General features: G+C 66.3%; 18 protein-coding genes, 1 pseudogene and 1 riboswitch. Of the genes and pseudogenes, 9 read left to right on the top strand and 10 right to left on the bottom strand.

The annotated features are described in order from the left end of the window. From VF194_RS19355 to VF194_RS19340, 4 genes are all read right to left on the bottom strand, one after another. A partial coding sequence (locus VF194_RS19355; protein ID WP_330892847.1) for a HAMP domain-containing protein occupies window positions 1-1,356 on the bottom strand: 1,356 nt, incomplete at its 3' end. A gap of 41 nt (window positions 1,357-1,397) precedes the next feature. Beyond that, window positions 1,398-2,015 carry a hypothetical protein gene (locus tag VF194_RS19350; RefSeq protein WP_330892846.1) on the bottom strand — a complete coding sequence of 206 codons (618 nt, stop codon included), beginning with the start codon at window positions 2,013-2,015 and terminating at the stop codon, window positions 1,398-1,400. A 207-nt stretch (window positions 2,016-2,222) separates the two neighbouring features. Further along, window positions 2,223-3,266, bottom strand: a complete 1,044-nt coding sequence (locus tag VF194_RS19345) for a cyclase family protein (protein WP_330892845.1) — start codon at window positions 3,264-3,266, stop codon at window positions 2,223-2,225. 38 nt (window positions 3,267-3,304) lie between these two features. Next, complete coding sequence (locus VF194_RS19340) at window positions 3,305-3,838, bottom strand: DUF962 domain-containing protein (protein ID WP_330892844.1); 534 nt, start codon at window positions 3,836-3,838, stop codon at window positions 3,305-3,307. 178 nt (window positions 3,839-4,016) lie between these two features. Then, window positions 4,017-4,122, top strand: a riboswitch (glycine riboswitch). Between the two features lie 158 nt (window positions 4,123-4,280). Between VF194_RS19340 and gcvT the strand changes: the two genes are divergently transcribed. Genes gcvT through gcvPB form a run of 4 tightly spaced genes read left to right on the top strand, consistent with a single transcriptional unit; the run spans window position 4,281 to window position 8,694 of the window. Then, window positions 4,281-5,390, top strand: a complete 1,110-nt coding sequence (gcvT, locus tag VF194_RS19335; RefSeq protein ID WP_330892843.1) for a glycine cleavage system aminomethyltransferase GcvT — start codon at window positions 4,281-4,283, stop codon at window positions 5,388-5,390. 13 nt (window positions 5,391-5,403) lie between these two features. Next, on the top strand, window positions 5,404-5,775 hold the full coding sequence (gcvH, locus tag VF194_RS19330; protein ID WP_330892842.1) for a glycine cleavage system protein GcvH: 372 nt from the start codon (window positions 5,404-5,406) through the stop codon (window positions 5,773-5,775). 10 nt (window positions 5,776-5,785) lie between these two features. Next, entirely contained in the window at window positions 5,786-7,126 is a 1,341-nt protein-coding gene (gene gcvPA, locus VF194_RS19325) for an aminomethyl-transferring glycine dehydrogenase subunit GcvPA (protein ID WP_330892841.1), read from the top strand. Beyond that, a complete protein-coding gene (gcvPB, locus tag VF194_RS19320; RefSeq protein WP_414656128.1) occupies window positions 7,123-8,694 on the top strand; it encodes an aminomethyl-transferring glycine dehydrogenase subunit GcvPB in 1,572 nt (523 codons plus the stop codon). Before gcvPA ends, gcvPB begins: the two co-directional genes overlap by 4 nt. Before the next feature lie 81 nt (window positions 8,695-8,775). Here the strand turns inward: gcvPB and VF194_RS19315 are convergent, their stop codons facing one another. The 4 genes from VF194_RS19315 to VF194_RS19300 all read right to left on the bottom strand — a co-directional run bounded on the left by VF194_RS19315 (window position 8,776) and on the right by VF194_RS19300 (window position 13,168). After that, window positions 8,776-9,555 (bottom strand): hypothetical protein, encoded by a 780-nt coding sequence (locus VF194_RS19315; RefSeq protein ID WP_330892839.1) that lies wholly within the window; start codon window positions 9,553-9,555, stop codon window positions 8,776-8,778. 240 nt (window positions 9,556-9,795) lie between these two features. Beyond that, window positions 9,796-10,101, bottom strand: coding sequence for a hypothetical protein (locus tag VF194_RS19310; RefSeq protein WP_330892838.1), 306 nt, complete (start codon window positions 10,099-10,101; stop codon window positions 9,796-9,798). A gap of 58 nt (window positions 10,102-10,159) precedes the next feature. Continuing rightward, window positions 10,160-11,659, bottom strand: a complete 1,500-nt coding sequence (locus tag VF194_RS19305) for an AAA family ATPase (protein WP_330892837.1) — start codon at window positions 11,657-11,659, stop codon at window positions 10,160-10,162. Between the two features lie 819 nt (window positions 11,660-12,478). Beyond that, window positions 12,479-13,168 (bottom strand): GGDEF domain-containing protein, encoded by a 690-nt coding sequence (locus VF194_RS19300; protein WP_330892836.1) that lies wholly within the window; start codon window positions 13,166-13,168, stop codon window positions 12,479-12,481. A 295-nt stretch (window positions 13,169-13,463) separates the two neighbouring features. Between VF194_RS19300 and purE the strand changes: the two genes are divergently transcribed. The 3 genes from purE (at window position 13,464) to VF194_RS19285 (ending at window position 15,606) form a co-directional block, all read left to right on the top strand. Beyond that, complete coding sequence (gene purE / locus VF194_RS19295; RefSeq protein WP_330892835.1) at window positions 13,464-13,976, top strand: 5-(carboxyamino)imidazole ribonucleotide mutase; 513 nt, start codon at window positions 13,464-13,466, stop codon at window positions 13,974-13,976. Continuing rightward, window positions 13,977-15,062, top strand: coding sequence for a 5-(carboxyamino)imidazole ribonucleotide synthase (locus VF194_RS19290; protein ID WP_330892834.1), 1,086 nt, complete (start codon window positions 13,977-13,979; stop codon window positions 15,060-15,062). 154 nt (window positions 15,063-15,216) lie between these two features. Further along, window positions 15,217-15,606 carry a hypothetical protein gene (locus VF194_RS19285; RefSeq protein ID WP_330892833.1) on the top strand — a complete coding sequence of 130 codons (390 nt, stop codon included), beginning with the start codon at window positions 15,217-15,219 and terminating at the stop codon, window positions 15,604-15,606. Window positions 15,607-15,622: 16 nt separating this feature from the next. On the opposite strand, the gene VF194_RS19280 is transcribed toward VF194_RS19285, so the two are convergent. Together VF194_RS19280 and def are read right to left on the bottom strand one after the other, a co-directional pair. Further along, window positions 15,623-16,261, bottom strand: coding sequence for a COQ9 family protein (locus VF194_RS19280; protein WP_330892832.1), 639 nt, complete (start codon window positions 16,259-16,261; stop codon window positions 15,623-15,625). After that, the gene (gene def, locus VF194_RS19275; protein ID WP_330892831.1) at window positions 16,258-16,806 is read right to left on the bottom strand and encodes a peptide deformylase; all 549 of its coding nucleotides are present in this window, start codon (window positions 16,804-16,806) and stop codon (window positions 16,258-16,260) included. The genes VF194_RS19280 and def overlap by 4 nt, the downstream gene beginning before the upstream one ends. 210 nt (window positions 16,807-17,016) lie before the next feature. Between def and rpsU the strand changes: the two genes are divergently transcribed. Continuing rightward, window positions 17,017-17,220: a 30S ribosomal protein S21 gene (gene rpsU, locus VF194_RS19270; RefSeq protein WP_330892830.1), complete on the top strand. Its 204-nt coding sequence runs from the start codon at window positions 17,017-17,019 to the stop codon at window positions 17,218-17,220. Window positions 17,221-17,324: 104 nt separating this feature from the next. After that, a pseudogene (locus VF194_RS19265) lies at window positions 17,325-17,745 on the top strand (TIGR01459 family HAD-type hydrolase); the annotation flags it as partial.

The following is a 17,745-nucleotide window of genomic DNA, read 5'->3' as shown; positions in this document are numbered from 1 at the left end:
GGCGGCCTGGGCGTTATCGGCATTCTGCTTCACCGTTGCCGTGATCTCGTGCATCGAGGCGGCGGTTTCCTCGATGCTCGCCGCCTGGCTCTCGGTGCGGCTCGCCAGATCCTGGCTGCCGGTCGAGATTTCGGCAGAGGCATCGCGCACGGTGCGGCTGGCCTGGATCAGCCGGCCAGCGATACTGGTCAGCTTCTCGGCCGTGCCATTGGCGTTGGCCTGGATCTGCGCGAAGATACCGGCGAAATCGCCTTTGATCCGCTGCGACAGATCGCCATCGGCCATAGCGGCCAGCATGCGGCTGATCTGCTGCAGCGAGCGGTCGGTGATGTCCAGCAAGCGGTTGATGCCGCCGCCGATCCTCTGCGCGGCGCCTTCGAGCTGCGCGGTATCGATGCGGTTGCCGAGATCGCCGCCGATCGCGGCTTCGAGTATTTTCGCCACCGAGCGGTCGAGTTCCTGCTCCTGCCGCTGCCGCTCGGCCTCGGCGCGTTCGCGTTCGGCCTGCTGCTGTGCCTGCGCCTCGCCGCGTTCGCGCTGCAGGTCCTGGTTCTGCGCGATCTGTCCTTTGAAAACATCGAGGCTGCGGGCAATGTCGCCTACCTCGTCGCGTCGCGCCAGGCTGGGAACGGCGATATCCAGGCGGCCGGCCATCAAATCGCTGATCGCAGCCGTCAGGCGGCGGAGCGGACGGCTGACTAGGATCTGCGTTCCGGCCACCAGCGCGATCAGCAGGGCCGCCAGCAACCCGCCGCTGAGCAGCAGCCCATGCCGCATCGACTCGGCGACCGTGGCATTCAGGACCTCGAGACTGAGCGCCACCGCGAGCGTACCGACATATTCCTTGTCCTTGCCGGCCAGAACCGGCGCCAGGATGATGTAGTGATCCTCGCCGTCGGAAAAGTCCTGCACTTCGCCGGCCTTCAGCGCCTGTTCGCGCTCGGCGGTGAGTGCCTGCGGCAGTTCCTCATGATGGGCAAAACGCTTCGATCCGAAGCTGACCACGGGCTTGCGCTCGGCATTGAACACCACCGCATTGGCCAGCGCGCTGCCGTCGAAGGCGGCAACGCTTTCAAGCGTCGGCGTAATGGTCTCCGGCTTGTTCCAGCGCAGGGCGCCGGAAATCTGCTGCGCGACCAGGCTGATGACCTGGATATTGCTGCTGCGGAACTCCTCCAGCGCGGCTTCGCGGCGCAGCTTCAATTGCACCAGCAGCATCGTCCCGATGCCGATGCACAGAATCACCGCGATCAGAAGCCCCAGTTTCTGCGACAGCGACAGCCGAAGGCCGCGCCGTGCCGCGCCGCTGCGCGAATCTGTGCCGCCCTGCGTCGAGATCGACGATACGTTCTGCATGGTCCATCTCTCCTTCCTGGTTGCGCGGCGCGTCTGCGCGCTCACATATCCATCAAGATTTCGACATCGAGACCGACCGTCACGGCACCGATCACCGCACCATTGGCGGGATCGACGACCGACATGCTGACCTGCGTCTGGAACTTCTGCGTCGATTCGTCCTGCTCGACCTTGTCGACGAAGATGGCCTTCGGGCCGACCGGAAAGGTCTTCTGCCATTTCGCTTCATCGCCCTGCCAATAATCGGAGGTGATGTCGCTCTGGCCGACATTCAGGCCTTTGTTGTCCATGACGAAAATTTCCGTCACCAGGCCCTTCGCCTCCGCCTCTTTCTTCTTCAGGTAGGCGGAGAGCGCATTGCCCGTTACTTCGTTGATCAGCGGCTTGCTGGCCGCCTTGGTTTCCGCCCGCCATTGCTTGTCGAGCGCGTCGATCTTGTCCTGGGTCAGATTGGCATGCTTGGCGTTCTGCGCCTTGATCGCCTCGACCACCATGGGATCCTTCATCCATGCCTGCAAGGTCTTTTCCGCCCAGGCCTGTGCTTTCGGCGCATGCTTGTCCTGCGCCATCGCGCCGCCGGCCAGCAGCAAGGCCGCAGCCGCAAAGATCGCCGTCACGCTGGAACGGAAAGATAAAATCGCCATGTCGATGCCCCCCATGCTGGCCGCCTTCCGCGTCGCCGCGGCAGGAATTTCATTTTATGATTGTATATCAGGCACAGCCAAACACATGAAAAGCAACGAAAAAATCGATAACACTGCGATTTAAGGTGGCAACACAGCTACTCTTGGCTGTAGGTGCACTGCACTTGGCGCGTGATGCGGAGCGGCTGCAGCGCCAAGGTGCGGCCGCGGCATTCTCTTCAATCAAACGGTTGCAATCGGCGAGGCCGGCGAACCGACGGCGCCGGTCAAGCGCAGGGGCGGCGCCGTCAGCAGGAAGCGGCTACGGCCCTGCTGCTTCAAGTACGCTGCCAGCTCCGACAGATACCAAAGCTCGCCCAGCGGCACGCCGAGCTTGAACAGGCAATGCTCATGCAGGGGCAGCATCGCATGGCTGCCGTCGGCGGGTTTGGCGGGCAGGCCTTCGACCGCGTAATTGTCGGCGATCAGGCAGCTCACGCCGCTGTCGCTGATCCAGCGCAGCAGCTTGGCATCGCGGCCATCCAGCACCGCGCAGGAATTCTCCAGGCGATGCAGGTCCGGCTTCTTCTGCATGCTCAGCACCACGTCGCCGAAGCCGGTATAGAAGCAGAGCATGTCGCCCTTCTCGACCTCGACCTTCTGCGCCTGCATGACGCGCATCAGGCGGTCGTAGCCGACCCAGTCGCGCGCCTCGCCCACCTCGTCCTTCAGATTGACCAGAACGCCGCGGCCCTGCATGCCGTGCCGGGCGAAATTATGGATGCCCAGCGCCTCCGTGCCTTGGCTGGGAAAACGCTCCAGCCTCGGTTCGCCAACGCCGCGATCGGCCACATCGGGAATGTCGCTGCCGCCGCGCCAGCCATTGTAGAAGACGCGCTCGGGCCTGCCGTCGCCATCGGCGTCGAACATCGAGCCGATATGCGCGAAGCTGTCCCACTGCGTCGAATACTGCAGATAGAGCAAGGCCGCATCGTCGCTGGAAACGTCGGTCACGCGCGGATCGAACAGTCCGAGCGGCAGCGCCATGTTCGGCCGGCCTTCGCGCACCACGGCAAAGAGCTGCGGCGGGAAGCGGCGCGGGTTGAGCAGGTTGCCGCCGGGATATTCGAGCGGCAGCGACAGGCAGAAGGTTCTGCCCTCGCGCACCTCGGCGATGCCCTGCCTGACCTTCCCGGCATCGATCCAATTGACGCGGCCGAGATTGTCATCCGGCCCGAATTCGCCCCAATTCGAACCTTCCGGCCGTTTCTTCCAGCGCTGCGTCATCGGAGATGCTGCCTTCTTTTATCATCGGATATTGATCGCTACGCCGCCCGCTCGCGCATCGCGCCGACGGAATACTGCTTCCAGCGCGCCTCCACCGCCTGATGCAGCTCGGGCTTCAGGCCGAGCGCGAACACCGTTTCGGCGACCAAAAAGCACGGGCCGATCAGGGCCTGCAGCAGATTGTCGGCCAAGGCCGGCCGGCGGCCTTCGAAGACATGGCCGACCAGCTGGAATATCCAACCGCCGACGAACAGGACGGCGAAGGCGCCCCAGCCGATCATGCCGCCTTGGGCGGCGATCTGCTTGGCGATCAGCATCAGGGCGAAAGCGACCAGCACCATCAGCCCGCCGACGGTCCGGTCGAGCCAGAGATAAAAGGCGCCGGTCGCCAGCCACAGCGCCACGGCCAGTGTCACCGTATTGTCACCGACGGTGAACAGCGGCAGCCAGTGCAGCGGAATGAATATCGCCAGGATGATGGCCGGAATGCCGATGAAATGCGTGGCGCGGTTGCGCCTGTCGCGATGATAGGCCGAATACATCGCCATCTGTTCGACGAAGAACGGATTCATGGCGCCTTCCTCCGATCGGGGCCGTGCGAGTCGCCGAGACGGCGCCGGACCCTGCTGTTCTGCGGATAACCCTAAAGCCCGATAAGCGGTTGTCAATCGCAGCTTTTTCGCGATTCCGCTGCGTCAGGGAGAATCGCATTGACTTCACCATGGCGCAGCCTATTCTCGCGGCGTCGCACTCAGCCCGGCGGGAGAGGCGCCAAACCCGTTCTGCATGCGGGGGCCGGCGCGCCGAAGGAGCAACCGCCCCGGAAACTCTCAGGCCAAAGGACCGCTCGGGACTGGCGACACTCTGGAAAGCGGATCGGGAGTCCAAACCCGGTCACACCGAAGGAGTAAGGGAGGCCAGCCTTCCCGAATCTCTCAGGTCCCGGGACAGAGGGGGCGTCGGGCGAAAGCATCGCCTGGACGACTCTGACTCTGTCGATGAAGGGACCGCTGCTTGGGCGATACAGCCGAAAACCTCAAGACCACGCCGCTGCATGCGCTGCATAGGGAACTGGGCGCGCGCATGGTGCCCTTCGCCGGCTACGAGATGCCGGTGCAGTATCCGACCGGCATCCTGACCGAGCACAAGCATACCCGCGCCGCCGCCGGGCTGTTCGACGTCTCGCATATGGGCCAGGTGCGCATCGCCGGCGCCGATCCGGCCAAGGCGCTGGAGGCGCTGGTGCCCGGCGATCTCATCGCGCTCGATGTCGGCAGGATGCGCTATACGGTTTTCACCAACGATGCCGCCGGCATCCTCGACGATCTGATGGTGAACAAGCGCGACCGCGACCTGTTCGTCATCGTCAATGCCGCCTGCAAGGAGCAGGACATCGCGCATATGCGCAGCAACCTGAAAGGCTGCGAGGTCGAGCATCTGCAAGACCGCGCGCTGCTGGCCCTGCAGGGCCCGCAGGCGGTCGCCGTCCTCGCCCGGCTCAATTCCGCCCTGCCGGCGATGAGCTTCGGCATGGGCGCGACGTTGGCCCTGGGCAAGTTCGAAGGCTTTGTCACCCGCTCCGGCTATACCGGCGAGGACGGTTTCGAGATTTCGGTGCCCGACAGCCAGGCCGAAGAGCTGGCGCGCTGGCTGCTGGCGCAGCCGGAGGTCAAGCCGATCGGCCTTGGCGCACGCGACAGCCTGCGCCTGGAAGCCGGCCTCTGCCTCTACGGCCACGACATCGACACCACGACCACGCCGATCGAAGCCGGCCTTGCCTGGACGATCTCCAAGCGGCGCCGCGAGGAAGGCGGCTATCCGGGCGCCGCCATCGTGCAGAAGCAGCTGGCCGAGGGCGTGGCGCGCAAGCGCGTCGGCATCCGCCCCGATGGCCGCGCGCCGGCGCGCGAGGGCACCGAGATCCTGAGCGACCGGAACGAAAGAATCGGCGTCATCACCTCGGGCGGCTTCGGCCCCAGCGTCGATGCGCCGATCGCCATGGGCTATGTGGCGACGGCTTACGCCAAGCCCGAGACGCCGCTCGGCCTCGTCGTGCGCGGCAAGGCCCTGCCGGCCAAGGTTTCCACCCTGCCCTTCATCACCAAACGCTACGCGAAAGCCTGAGGAGACACCTTCCATGACCATCCGCTACACCAAGGACCATGAATGGATCCGTCTCGACGGCGCCGTGGCGACCGTCGGCATTTCCGAATACGCCCAGAGCCAGCTCGGCGACATCGTCTTCGTCGACCTGCCCGAACCCGGCAAGAAGGTCGATGCCGGCGACGAGGTCGCCGTTGTCGAATCGGTCAAGGCCGCCTCGGAAGTCTACGCTCCGGTCGGCGGCGAGGTGACGGAGAAGAACCAAGCGATCATCGACGATCCGTCCCTGGTCAATCAGTCGCCGATGGCCGAGGGCTGGTTCGTCAAAATGAAGATCAGCGACCCCGACGCGCTCGATGCCCTGATGGACCAGGCCGCCTACGACGCCTACCTGAAGACCCTGTAAGGAGCGGCGCATGCGCTATCTTGGCCTGACCGAAGCCGACCGCCGCCAGATGCTGGCGGCGATCGGCGAGCCCGATATCGACGCGCTGTTCCGCGATGTGCCGGCCGGCGCGCTCAATCCGCAGATCGATCTGCCGCCGCATCAGGGCGAACTGGAGGTCGAACGCCAATTCGCCGCGCTGGCGAAGAAGAACATCTCGCCGATGGACGTGCCCTTCTTCCTCGGCGCCGGCGCCTATCGCCATCACATCCCGGCCGCGGCCGATCACCTGATCCAGCGTTCGGAATTCCTCACCTCCTACACGCCCTATCAACCGGAGATCAGCCAGGGCACGCTGCAATACCTGTTCGAATTCCAGACCCAAGTGGCGATGATCACCGGCATGGAAGTGGCGAACGCCTCCATGTATGACGGCGCCACCGCCGCGGCCGAGGCGGTGCTGATGGCGCAGCGCGTCACCAAGCGCAGCAAGGCCGTGCTGTCCGGCGGCCTGCATCCGCATTATCGCGACGTGATCGCCACCCTGCTCGATCAGACCGATCAGCCGCTCGTCGCCGCGCCGGCCGACCTCGATGGCACGGAAGACCTGAGCGGCCTGATCGACGACCAGACGGCTTGCGTCGTGGTGCAGAATCCGAGCGTGTTCGGTCATCTGCGCGATCTGTCGGCGTTGGCCAAGGCCTGCCAGGCGAAAGGCGCGCTGCTGATCGTCGCAATCGCCGAGGTCACCTCGCTCGGCCTCGTCACGCCGCCGGGCGCGATGGGCGCCGATATCGTCGTCGCCGAGGGCCAGGGCCTCGGCGTGCCGCTCAGCTTCGGCGGGCCTTATGTCGGCCTGTTCGCCACGCGGGAGAAATATGTCCGGCAGATGCCGGGCCGGCTTTGCGGCGAGACGGTCGATCAGGACGGCCGGCGCGGTTTCGTGCTGACCCTGTCTGCCCGCGAGCAGCATATCCGCCGCGAGAAGGCGACCTCGAATATCTGCACCAATTCGGGCCTCTGCGCGCTCGCCTTCACCATCCATCTCAGCCTGCTCGGCGAGGTCGGCCTGGTGCGGCTGGCCGAGATCAACCACGCCAAGGCGGTACAGCTCGCCGAGAAGCTGGCCGGCGTGAAGGGCGTCGAGATCATCCCGCAGGCCTTCTACAACGAATTCGCCCTCAGGCTGCCCAAGCCGGCGGCCGATGTCGTCGAGCAGCTCGCGGCAAGGAAAATCCTCGGCGGCGTGCCGGCGGCGCGGCTCTATCCGGCCGAAACGGCGCTGGCGAACGTGCTGCTGGTGACCGCCACCGAGACCAATGCCGAAAGCGACATGGATGCCCTGGTTGGCGCGCTGAAGGAGGTGCTGTGATGCTGAACCGTCAGGGCCGCCCGAGCACACCGAGCCAGGCCGCCGACAGCGCCGCGGCCGGCACTATCACCGGCAATCGCGGCCTGCTGCAGGAAGAGGCGCTGATCTTCGAGATCGGCGAGGAAGGCCGCACCGGCGTCGATCTGCCCGACGCGCCCAAGGTCAAGGATCGCCTCGGCGGCCTGCGGCGCACCGGCAGGATCGGCCTGCCCGGTTTGAGCGAGCCGCAGGTGATCCGCCATTTCGTGCGGCTGAGCCAGCGCAACTATTCGATCGATGCCGGGCTGTATCCGCTCGGCTCCTGCACGATGAAGCACAATCCACGGCTCAACGAGAAGATGGCGCGGCTGCCGGGCCTGGGCGATCTGCACCCGCTGCAGCCCGTCTCGACCGTGCAGGGCGCGCTTAAGTTGATCGACACGCTTGCCGGCTGGCTGAAGAAGCTGACCGGCATGCCGGCGGTGGCGATGTCGCCCGCCGCCGGCGCGCATGGCGAGCTGTGCGGCCTGATGGCGATCCGCGCCGCCCTGAAGGCGCGCGGCGATGTGCGCAAGCGCATCCTCGCGCCCGAATCCGCCCACGGCACCAATCCGGCCACGGCGGCGATGTGCGGCTACGTGGTCGATCCGATCCCGGCCACCGCCGAGGGCCGCGTCGATCTCGAAGCCCTGCGGGTCAAGCTCGGGCCCGACGTGGCGGCGATCATGCTGACCAATCCGAATACCTGCGGCCTGTTCGAGCGCGAAATCCGCCAGGTCGCCGACCTGATCCACGGCGTCGGCGGCTTCTTCTACTGCGACGGCGCCAATTTCAACGCCATCGTCGGCAAGGTGCGGCCGGGCGATCTCGGCATCGACGCCATGCATATCAACCTGCACAAGACCTTCTCGACCCCGCATGGCGGCGGCGGCCCCGGCGCCGGGCCGGTGGTGCTGTCGGAGGCGCTGAAGGATTTCATGCCGGTGCCGTATGTAGTGCATGGCAAGGACGGCTTTGCGCTGGTCGAGCATGACGGCGCCAGGTCGTTCGGCCGGATGAAAAGCTTCCACGGCCAGATGGGCATGTTCATCCGTGCGCTGGCCTACATGATGAGCCACGGCGCCGACGGCCTGAGGCGGGTGGCGGAGGACAGCGTGCTCTCGGCCAATTACGTCATGGCCAGCCTCAAGGACATCATGACGCCGAGCTTTCCCGGCCCCTGCATGCACGAGGCCCTGTTCGACGACCGCTTCCTCAAGGAGACCGGCGTAACCACGCTCGACTTCGCCAAGGCGATGATCGACGAGGGCTATCACCCGATGACGGTGTATTTCCCGCTGGTGGTGCACGGCGCCATGCTGATCGAGCCGACGGAAAGCGAGAGCAAGGACAGCCTGGACACCTTCATCGGCACGCTGCGCGGCCTGGCCGAGAAGGCGCTGCAGGGCGATCAGGCGCCGTGGTTCCGCGGCGCGCCGTATCTGACGCCGCGGCGACGGCTGGACGAAACCCGCGCCGCCCGCGCGCCGATCCTGCGCTGGAAGCCGGGCACCAACGCCGCCCCGGCGGCGAGGGCGGCGGCGGAATAGACGTCCTCCCGTTGCGAACGGAACAACCGCCCGGTCAGCGATGGCCGGGCGGTTTTTTCTTCTCCGAGGCAACGCGCCGTCTCAGGAATATCTCAGTTGCAGCACGAGGCGGTCGTGGCCGGTGGGCGGCAGCGCCTTGTGGAAGCAGGCGGGATCTTCCAGGAAGCCGTAGCCCGGCCCGCCTTCGATCACCACCGGACTGTCGGCACCGTAGCGCTCGAGTACGCGCGCTGCCGGCTGGAATGCCGAAGACCAGATGATCGGCAGCGGCTTGGGTTTGTGCGAGCGCGCCACGGTGACATGCGAGCCGGAATTGTGGTCCGCGCCGGTGATGTAGAAGAAGACATAGAGGGAGTTATGCGGCTCGATATCGTAATGGTAGTCGATGGTCTGGCCGCATTCCCGCCGCACCTGGTCCGGCAGGCTGGACACCGGACTCCAGAATAATCGCCGCGCCACCCGCTGCGGACGGTATCCCAGATAAAGCCGCGCGATCTCGACCAGCGTCGCATCGCAGGACACCCTATCGACGGCATCGCAGCCGGGGAAAACCACGTCGGCGGTGCCGACCGGCGCGCCGGACGGAGTGAAACCATCCTGCACCTCGCCGATGCGGAAACGCTCGCGATCCTCCGAATGGCGGACGCAAGGCGTTATCGATGCGTGATCGAAAATCTGCCGAACCAGCGGCAGCGGCAATTGCAGGCCGCTGCAGAAGCCTTGCTGGCGCAGTTTTTCCGCCGCCGTTTCCGCCGGGAAGCCGTCGAACAGGCTCGGTTGGCTGAAGGCTTCTGGCAACGGTTGCGAATTGGCGCCGAATACAACCGCGACTCGCTCGCTGAAGCGCCGCGGCTGCGCCATCAGCCATCGCCAGGTATGGAAACGACCAAGCAGTCGATAATAGCGTGCTAGGGGCAGCCGACGCAGCGTCATCCGCCGCACCGGCCCCGGGCTCTGATCTTCAATTTTCACTGTCTACCCTGCTCTCGGCGATATAGGGACAAGGACGGGGCAGTCCTCTTTACTCCAACAGCGAAATCAATGCTGTGTTCAAACAGTGGCAGGGGTTCTTCGCATCGGACCGGCCGCAGACCGGTCGCGCTATCGGCTCCGCTGCCACAGCCGCAGGACGAGATAGGCCAGGATGGCGAAGCCGAGCGCAGGCAGACCGATATTGAATGCGACGTAATCCCAATTCAGTCCGCAGCTGTAATAGACGTCGCCGCCGCGGCTCATGTCGATCGGCAGGGTGCCGCCCTGCCCGAGCACGCGCTCGCACATGCCATTCGGCTCATTGCCATCGCTGCGGATCAGAAGGATGCCGATCAGCACGACCGGCAGCGACACGCCGATCAAAAGGCTGACGATCATGCGTCCGATCAGACTGTCCGGAATTTCCAACTGCATTCGGCTTCACCTCGCATCGCCGGACGGCTCCGGCTGCTGCGGCGATCTTACGCCAGCTTCAGCGATGCGTCAGCAGCGCCACCACCGCGGCGACAATCGGATCCGGCGGGCCGCTGACATCGATGCCGATCCAGTCCTGCGGCGGCGTCAGGGTCTGGCTCTGCCAGTGAACGACATCCGCAGTGGCATCCGAGGCGTCCCGGGCACGGGCGGAGACGCGGCTGGTCAGGATATGGAGCGGCGCCTCGAGCCAGAGCCCGGAGAATCCCGCCCCGCAATCCTGCGCCAATGCTTCGGCGGCATGGCGTTCCTCCTCCAGGCCGAAGACGGCATCGAGGATGACGGTGGCGCCCCCGCGCAGCAGATCGCCCGCGCGCTCGAGCATGGCTTGATAGGTGCGGCGGCCGCTCTCCGCCGTGTAGGCTTCCTTCGGCAGCCGCTGCAGGACCGGAATGCCGAATTGCCGCTTGCGGATGACATCGCTGCGCAGGATGACGGCGCCGCATGGCATGCCGAGCGCCGGCGCGACGCGCCGGGCGATGGTCGACTTGCCGGTTCCGGACAGGCCGCCGATGACGATGAGTTGCGGATTGACCGGTTGCAGCACCCTGCGGGCCAGGGCCAGATAGCGCCGTGCCTCGGACCAGGTATCGCGATTCAGCGCGGCGACATGACAGCGGATGGCGGCACGCAGCGCGACGTAAAGCGGCAGCAGCACGGCGCCTTCGTAATCGTCGCTCAGTTCGAGATAATGATTCAATGCGCGATTGGCCAGATCGCGCCGCCCGCCATGCCGGGCATTGCCGGCGAGCAGGTCCATCAGCAGAAAGGCGAAATCGTAGAATGTATCGCCGGTGCCCAGCGCCTCGTCGAATTCCAGGCAATCGAACAGCACCGGCCGGCCATCGATCAGGACGATATTGCGCAGATGCAGGTCGCCGTGCAGGCGGCGGATGCGGCCCGCCGCGCCGCGTCGGATCAGAAGCTGGCGCTGCTTGCGCTGTTCGGCCGCCAGGCTGGCGCGCAGCGCGGCCAGCTCGGTTGCCGGCAAGGCGTCCTTCTCGAGGCCGGCGAACGCCGCATCGTTCATGGCAAACGGCTTGGCCAGCGCCGATAGGCCGTCCTGCGGCGATCTATCCGCCTTGGCATGGAAGTCGGCAATCGTCTCCACCAGGATATCGACCATTTCCGGCGTCAGCCCGTCCTGGGCAGCCAGGCGATCCAGCGTCTGGCTCGGATCGAAGCGCTGCATCTCGACCAGCCATTCCAGCGGCAGGCCGTGTTCGGCAAAGCCCAGCCGGCCATCGGCGCCGCGATAGACGGCGCGGACGCCGATATACAGCTCGGGCGCCGTGCGGCGGTTGAGCGCGACTTCCCGTTCGCAAGCCGCGCGCCGCTGCTGCAAGCTGGCGAAATCGACATAGGGCAGGGTCACCGCCTTCTTCAGCTTCCAGGCGCGGTCGCCGCAGAGATAGATGCGGGATATGTGTGTCTCCAATACCGCGTCGGGCGGCGGATCGAACAGCGCGGCGATATCGGCGGGATTGGGCTCCAGCATGGTCAGGACTCTAGCCCGCGACGGCGAAGCGCCCATTGATCGAGCGCAAATGCCTTGCGCCGCATCGGCGTGGCGGCTGCGATTGCCGTCGCATTCTCCTTCCGCAAACGCGCGCGGCCAGGACGGGCGCCGCGCGCACGCGAGGCCGCGTCATCTCCGCTGCCCAGCCAGCCGCCCAGCCAGCCGCTCGGCCCACCTCCAGCCGGGATCGAGCCAGACCATCGCGTCTCTTCATTGGCGCTCATTCGGCAACAGGCGGTCATGACGTCCTACGTTCTCATAAATAAGAACATAGGACAACATAACCTTGACTACAAGCGATATTGTTCTTGTTATATCCTCAATAGTCGCACCCGCCTAAGGAGCCCCTTTATTGACGGGAGCCGAGGGGGTGAAGGGCCTGAATCTATGCTCCTGGGTCCCCGCCTGCGGCGGGACGACGGCTGCTGTTGTTGGACCTCGTGGATCGGAACAGGCAATCCGGCGCCTCCCCCGGCCGTCATCCCGGGCGAGAACGGCTGTTCGCCGGCGAGACCCGGGGGTCCCATTGAACAGAAATGGTGAACAGAAATGGGATTTCGGCTCGCGCGGCGCGGCGAAAAGCGCGCCGCTTGGCCGGAATGACGAGAGAGAGTGACAGAGAATCAAGGCCTTGCCGCGGAAGGCCAACCGCTTAGGCGGGAAGCGAACGGGACTCGATTGGCTTTAATTGGACTCAATGGGAGGATCGAATGGAGCTCGATTGGCATCCGATCGGACCGAATTGGCCTCCGGTGGGACGCCAATGGGATTGCGCATCGGCGCTGGATTGCGCCGGCCTCAGCCTCTGGCGGCGCGGCGGGCCAGCTTGTGGCTGTACATCATCTGGTCGGCATTGGCCAAAGCCGAGCCGGGATCCTCGCCGGGCTTGAGCGGATAGACGCCATAGGCGGCATCGAGCGGCAGCACCTTGCCTTCCCAGTGCAGCGGCCGGCGGCGGATCGCCTCGGCCAGATGGTCGGCCTTCTCGCGCGCCTGCTGGGCATCGGTCTCGCTCAGGATCACGCCGTATTCGTCGCCGCCGAGCCTGGCGACGACGTCGACCTCTCGGGTATTGTCGAGCAGGATCTGGCCGACCTGGATCAGCGCCGCATCGCCGGCGGCGTGGCCATGCTGGTCGTTGATCACCTTCAGGCCATTGAGATCGAAATAGATCAGCGCCGAGGGCCGGCCGTAGCGTTCGACATAGGCCATGGCGCGGGACAATTCGCGCACGAAGGCGCGGCGATTATACAGCGGAGTGAGCGTATCGCGGTCGGCGAGCCGCTCGAGCTCGGCCAGGCGGTGCCGCGTGCGGTTCAGCTCGTTGCGCAGCTGGTCCACCTCGCCCATCAGCCGCATGATCGCATCGCGCACCCGCGGGGTCAGTTCGGTTTCGGGGATGCCCATGACGGTGGCGGTGGCGGCGGGTTCGGCCACCGGTGCCGGCGCGCCGGCCGCCTGCGGCGCCGTCGCCGGAGCAACGCGCACAGTCCCGCCGGACGCCCCGGCCGGCGCGGTCCCGGGGATACTGGCTGGGCCGATGCCCACCGGTCGACGGTCTTCGATCCTGGCCATACCTCATGCTGAAGCGCCGCGCCCGGCCCGGCCGCGCCGCCTGCCCTTTTCCACCCGATCCGGTAACTAAGCCTGCCGAGCGTTAACAAAGCATGGATGACGGTTTATGACCAGCCCATTGGAATCAAAGCCCTGCCGCCCTGTCCGGGCCGCTTTACAGCCTGCGGCCGCTCCCTATAATCCGCGCCTTTCCTGACAGGAGCACGGCATGGCGAAGACCGCGGCCGCGAGGCGCAAACCGCTGGTGGGGATCATCATGGGCAGTCAATCCGACTGGGCCACGATGGCGCACGCCGCCGATGTCCTGAAGGCCCTGAAGGTGCCGGCCGAGCACCGCATCGTCTCGGCGCACCGCACCCCGGCGCGGCTGTACGATTATGCCCGTTCGGCGGCAGAACGCGGCATCCAGGTGATCATCGCCGGCGCCGGCGGCGCCGCCCACCTGCCCGGCATGACGGCGGCGATGACACATCTGCCGGTGCTCGGCGTGCCGGTGGAAAGCAAGGCGCTGAAGGGGCTGGACTCGCTGCTGTCGATCCAGCAGATGCCGGCCGGCATCCCGGTCGGCGCCCTGGCGGTGGGCAAGGCCGGCGCGATCAACGCCGCCCTGCTGGCGGCCAGCATCCTGGCGCTCGGCGATCCGGCCCTGTCGAAACGGCTGCAGGCCTGGCGGGCCAAGCAGACCAAGGCCGTGAAACTGAAGCCCGTGGACGGCAAGTAGATGCAGGCCGTTCCGCCGGGCGCGACGATCGGCATCCTCGGCGGCGGCCAGCTCGGCCGCATGCTGGCCCTGGCGGCGGCGCGGCTCGGCTATCGCTGCCATATCTATGCGCCGGAGGCCGACCCGCCGGCCGGCGCGGTGGCGGCGCAGGTCACCCGCGCCGACTTCACCGACAGGGCGGCATTGGCGCGCTTCGCCGCGTCCTGCGCCGTCGTGACCTACGAGTTCGAGAATATCCCCGTCGCGCCGGTCGCAGAACTGGCCGCCACCGTGCCGGTGCGGCCGGGCATCGAGGCGCTGCGCATCACCCAGGACCGGCTGCTGGAAAAGCGCTTCTGCCAGCAGCGCGGCATCGCCACCGCGCCGTTCCGGGCAGTCGGCTCGGCGGCCGAGCTCGATCAGGCGATCGCCGAACTGGGCCTGCCGCTGGTACTGAAGACCCGGCGCATGGGTTATGACGGCAAGGGGCAGGCGAAGATCGCCAAGGCCGAGGCGGCGGCCGCGGCTTTCGCCGCCCTGCGCTCGGATGAACTGATCGCAGAGGGCTTCATCGGCTTCAGGCGCGAGCTCTCGGTGGTGCTGGCGCGCGGCGCGGATGGCCGCATCGTGTCCTGGGGGCCGGTGCAGAATATCCACCGCAACCATATCCTGTGGCGCACCTATGCGCCGGCGCGGCTGGACGACAGGCTTCGCAACGATGCCGAGCGCATCGCCGCCAGCCTGGCCGAGGGCCTGGAGTACGTCGGCGTCCTGGCGGTCGAGCTGTTCGATTGCGGCGATCGGCTGCTGGTCAACGAGATGGCGCCGCGGGTGCATAATTCCGGCCATTGGACCATGGATGCGGCCGTGACCTCGCAGTTCGAGCAGCATATCCGCGCCATCTGCGGCCTGCCCCTGGGCAGCGCCGAACGCCTCTGCGACGCGGTGATGGAGAACCTGATCGGCGACGAGGTTAAGACTTGGCCGGCCCTGCTGGCCGAGCCGAACGCCAAGCTGCATCTCTACGGCAAGGCCGAGGCGCGGCCGGGCCGCAAGATGGGGCATGTGAACCGGCTCTACCCGCTGGGTCAGGCACCGCAACTCTGAACCCACAACTTAAAGTAACGACTTATTTACCCTGTTCCGCTTGGCGGTCGGGTCGATCCAGCCTATACTGATCACAGTCTGATCACTGGCCTGCCGAGAACGGCGGGCATGCCGGCCGCCGCCAGAAGGCGCCACTGTCGGCGGAGTGACTGTCATGGCCATCGACAGCATCGGCGCCTCCGGCGCTGGCGCTCTGCAGCAGTTCCAGCCGCGTCCGCTGACGGATGCCGGTTCGGACAACCGTTCGATTCAGCAATTCCTGCAGAACCCGCAGCAGCAATCGCAGACGCCGCCCGCCAATGCGCCGGTGCAGCCGCAGACCGCCAATGCCGTCGCCCAGCCGAACACGGCGCAGAATGCCGCGCAGCCCCGGCCGCCGGCCCGCAACGACGAAAATCCAGCGCCGGCCCCCGATCTCGGTGCCGCGGACCGGGAGCGGACCGAGCAGCGGCAGACCTCGGCGGTGAACTACAGCGCCAGCGGCCTTGCCAATGCGGCGCAGACGCCGACCCAGGCGGGCCGCCGCCTCAGCCTCTCGGTCTAAGCGGTTTTTTCGCCAGCTAGATCCGCCGCGGCGTGCGCAGCGGCAACGGCAGCCGATCCAGCAGCTGGCCGGCCTTGCCGCGCAACTGCTGGATACGCATGACATCCGCCAGCCGGCGATCGAGGAAGGCCGCCGTCGAGGCGAAGCCTTCCGACTTGTCGTCCAGCCATTGCAGCAGCGTGGCGGCATAGACGCCGGCCAGCAGCATGCGCTTGGTGTAGAAATTGAAGTCGGTGGCAGTGTCGCCGGCGGCATACCAGATGGCATCGACCGTACGGTAAAGCTGCTTCAGCGCGCGCGGCGCATGCTGCGGCAGCGCTTCCAGGCTCAGGGCCCGGCGCACCGCCTCGCGATGCGGCGCCGCCAGTTCGAGCCGGGTCATCACCGCCGTCTTGATGCGGTCGCGCACCTTCAGCCGCGCCAGATCGCGGGCTTCCAGCTCCCGCAGCATCGCGGCATCGGTCTCCGCCACCCAGAAATCGAGGGCTTCGGCCGCGCCATCGGGAAAGGCGCGGGCGATCGTGCCGGCATCGAAGCCGCAATCCCTGGCGGCCTGGTTCAGCGCTTTGGCCGACCAGCCATCGAACGGGACATGCATCAGCATGGCCGAGGCCAGCGTCCGCTTCTGCTCCATCAGATCGGCATCGTCCTTCATTCGATCTGCTCCTGCTGGCCGGTTTTGCTGTCCTGCGCGGCACGATGCCTGAATTCGCTGTCGAAGATCAGGTCCTTCAGGTCCGTCATGCGCTGCGGATAGAGGATGCCATCAAGATGGTCCAGTTCATGCTGCACCACCCGGGCATGCCAGCCCTCGACCTCGCGGCTCAGCTTGCGGCCATCCGCCAGAATGCCCTCATAGAAGATGCGGGTATAGCGCGGCACCAGACCGCGCAGGCCCGGCACCGACAGGCAGCCCTCCCAGGCATAATCCGTTTCCTCCGTGCGCGGCTCCCAGCGCGGATTGACCAGCGTCACCAGTTCGCGCTGCTGCTCCGGCCCGTCCGGCGGGGTGAGGAAAACGGCGATCCGCAGCGGGATATGCACCTGAGGCGCCGCCAGGCCCTGGCCGGGGGCATCGATCATGGTTTCGACCATGTCGGCGATCAGGCCCCGGATCTCGGGGCTGGTCGGATCGGCGACCGTCTCGGCCGGCCGGGCCAGCACCGGATGCCCCATGCGGGCGATTTTCAAGATAGCCATGGGCGTAACCTAGGCCAGCCGCCGGATTCGGCCAAGCCGCGGCCGGGGCTTGTTTTGTCACGTCAAACCGGCAAAATTGTCGCGTATTATTCTTGCCAAAGAGGCAGAAAGCCGCTTCACAAAGGCCAGCGCCCATGCTAGAAGGCCCGACTTGCCGGGGCCCGGCCCCGAAACGGATTCTTTTTGCCCTATCGAAAGGATGGAACCCACGTGCAAGTATTGGTGCGCGACAACAACGTCGACCAGGCCCTGAAGGCGCTGAAGAAGAAGATGCAGCGCGAAGGCCTGTTCCGCGAAATGAAGCTCCGCCGCAGCTACGAGAAGCCCTCCGAGCGCAAGGCGCGGGAGAAGGCAGAGGCGGTCCGCCGGGCACGCAAGCTGGCGCGCAAGCGGATGGAACGCGAAGGCTTCTGACGCCCGGTTCGCCCGGGCTCCATTGACGAGATAAGCGCGCTCCCCGTCCCCGCCGCTTGCGTCGCGGCCGCGGACGGCGATGCTGCGCGCCCTCGGTTCGCCCCATGCACTCGCGCGCTGCCGCACCCGTCGAATCCGTTCCGATCCTGCCCGGCTTCGCCGCGCTGGCGGACCGCTATGACGGATACATTCTCGATCTTTGGGGCACGATCCATGACGGCATCCGCGCCTGGCCCGGCGCGGTCGAGTGCCTCGCGGAACTGAAGCGGCGTAACAAGCGCATCCTCGTTCTCTCCAACGCCCCGCGCCGCTCCTATCTCGCGATCGCGCGCATGGACGAGATGGGCATACCCCACACCGGCTACGACGATGTGCTGACCTCGGGCGAGGCGGCGCACGATGCGCTGGTGAAGCGCGACGACGCCTGGCACCGCCGCCTCGGCCGCCGCTGCCATCTGCTCGGGCCCGCCAAGGACGACAGCGTGCTCGAAGACGTGGCGCACGAGCGCGTCGACGATCTCGCGG

Origin of the sequence: Ferrovibrio sp. (assembly GCF_036381655.1) — a bacterium.
In the GTDB taxonomy this organism is placed as follows: Bacteria; Pseudomonadota; Alphaproteobacteria; order Ferrovibrionales; family Ferrovibrionaceae; genus Ferrovibrio.
This window is presented reverse-complemented; position numbering and strand designations above follow the sequence as displayed.

Excerpts from the sequence above, each read along its gene's own strand:
- VF194_RS19315 (WP_330892839.1), bottom strand. The coding sequence starts at position 9,555 with ATGGCGCAGCCGCGGCGCTTCAGCGAGCGAGTCGCGGTTGTATTCGGC.
- VF194_RS19285 (WP_330892833.1), top strand. The coding sequence starts at position 15,217 with ATGGCCATCGACAGCATCGGCGCCTCCGGCGCTGGCGCTCTGCAGCAG.
- VF194_RS19290 (WP_330892834.1), top strand. The coding sequence starts at position 13,977 with ATGCAGGCCGTTCCGCCGGGCGCGACGATCGGCATCCTCGGCGGCGGC.
- VF194_RS19350 (WP_330892846.1), bottom strand. The coding sequence starts at position 2,015 with ATGGGGGGCATCGACATGGCGATTTTATCTTTCCGTTCCAGCGTGACG.
- VF194_RS19345 (WP_330892845.1), bottom strand. The coding sequence starts at position 3,266 with ATGACGCAGCGCTGGAAGAAACGGCCGGAAGGTTCGAATTGGGGCGAA.
- VF194_RS19305 (WP_330892837.1), bottom strand. The coding sequence starts at position 11,659 with ATGCTGGAGCCCAATCCCGCCGATATCGCCGCGCTGTTCGATCCGCCG.
- VF194_RS19280 (WP_330892832.1), bottom strand. The coding sequence starts at position 16,261 with ATGAAGGACGATGCCGATCTGATGGAGCAGAAGCGGACGCTGGCCTCG.
- gcvH (WP_330892842.1), top strand. The coding sequence starts at position 5,404 with ATGACCATCCGCTACACCAAGGACCATGAATGGATCCGTCTCGACGGC.
- VF194_RS19340 (WP_330892844.1), bottom strand. The coding sequence starts at position 3,838 with ATGAATCCGTTCTTCGTCGAACAGATGGCGATGTATTCGGCCTATCAT.
- def (WP_330892831.1), bottom strand. The coding sequence starts at position 16,806 with ATGGCTATCTTGAAAATCGCCCGCATGGGGCATCCGGTGCTGGCCCGG.
- VF194_RS19310 (WP_330892838.1), bottom strand. The coding sequence starts at position 10,101 with ATGCAGTTGGAAATTCCGGACAGTCTGATCGGACGCATGATCGTCAGC.
- gcvPA (WP_330892841.1), top strand. The coding sequence starts at position 5,786 with ATGCGCTATCTTGGCCTGACCGAAGCCGACCGCCGCCAGATGCTGGCG.
- purE (WP_330892835.1), top strand. The coding sequence starts at position 13,464 with ATGGCGAAGACCGCGGCCGCGAGGCGCAAACCGCTGGTGGGGATCATC.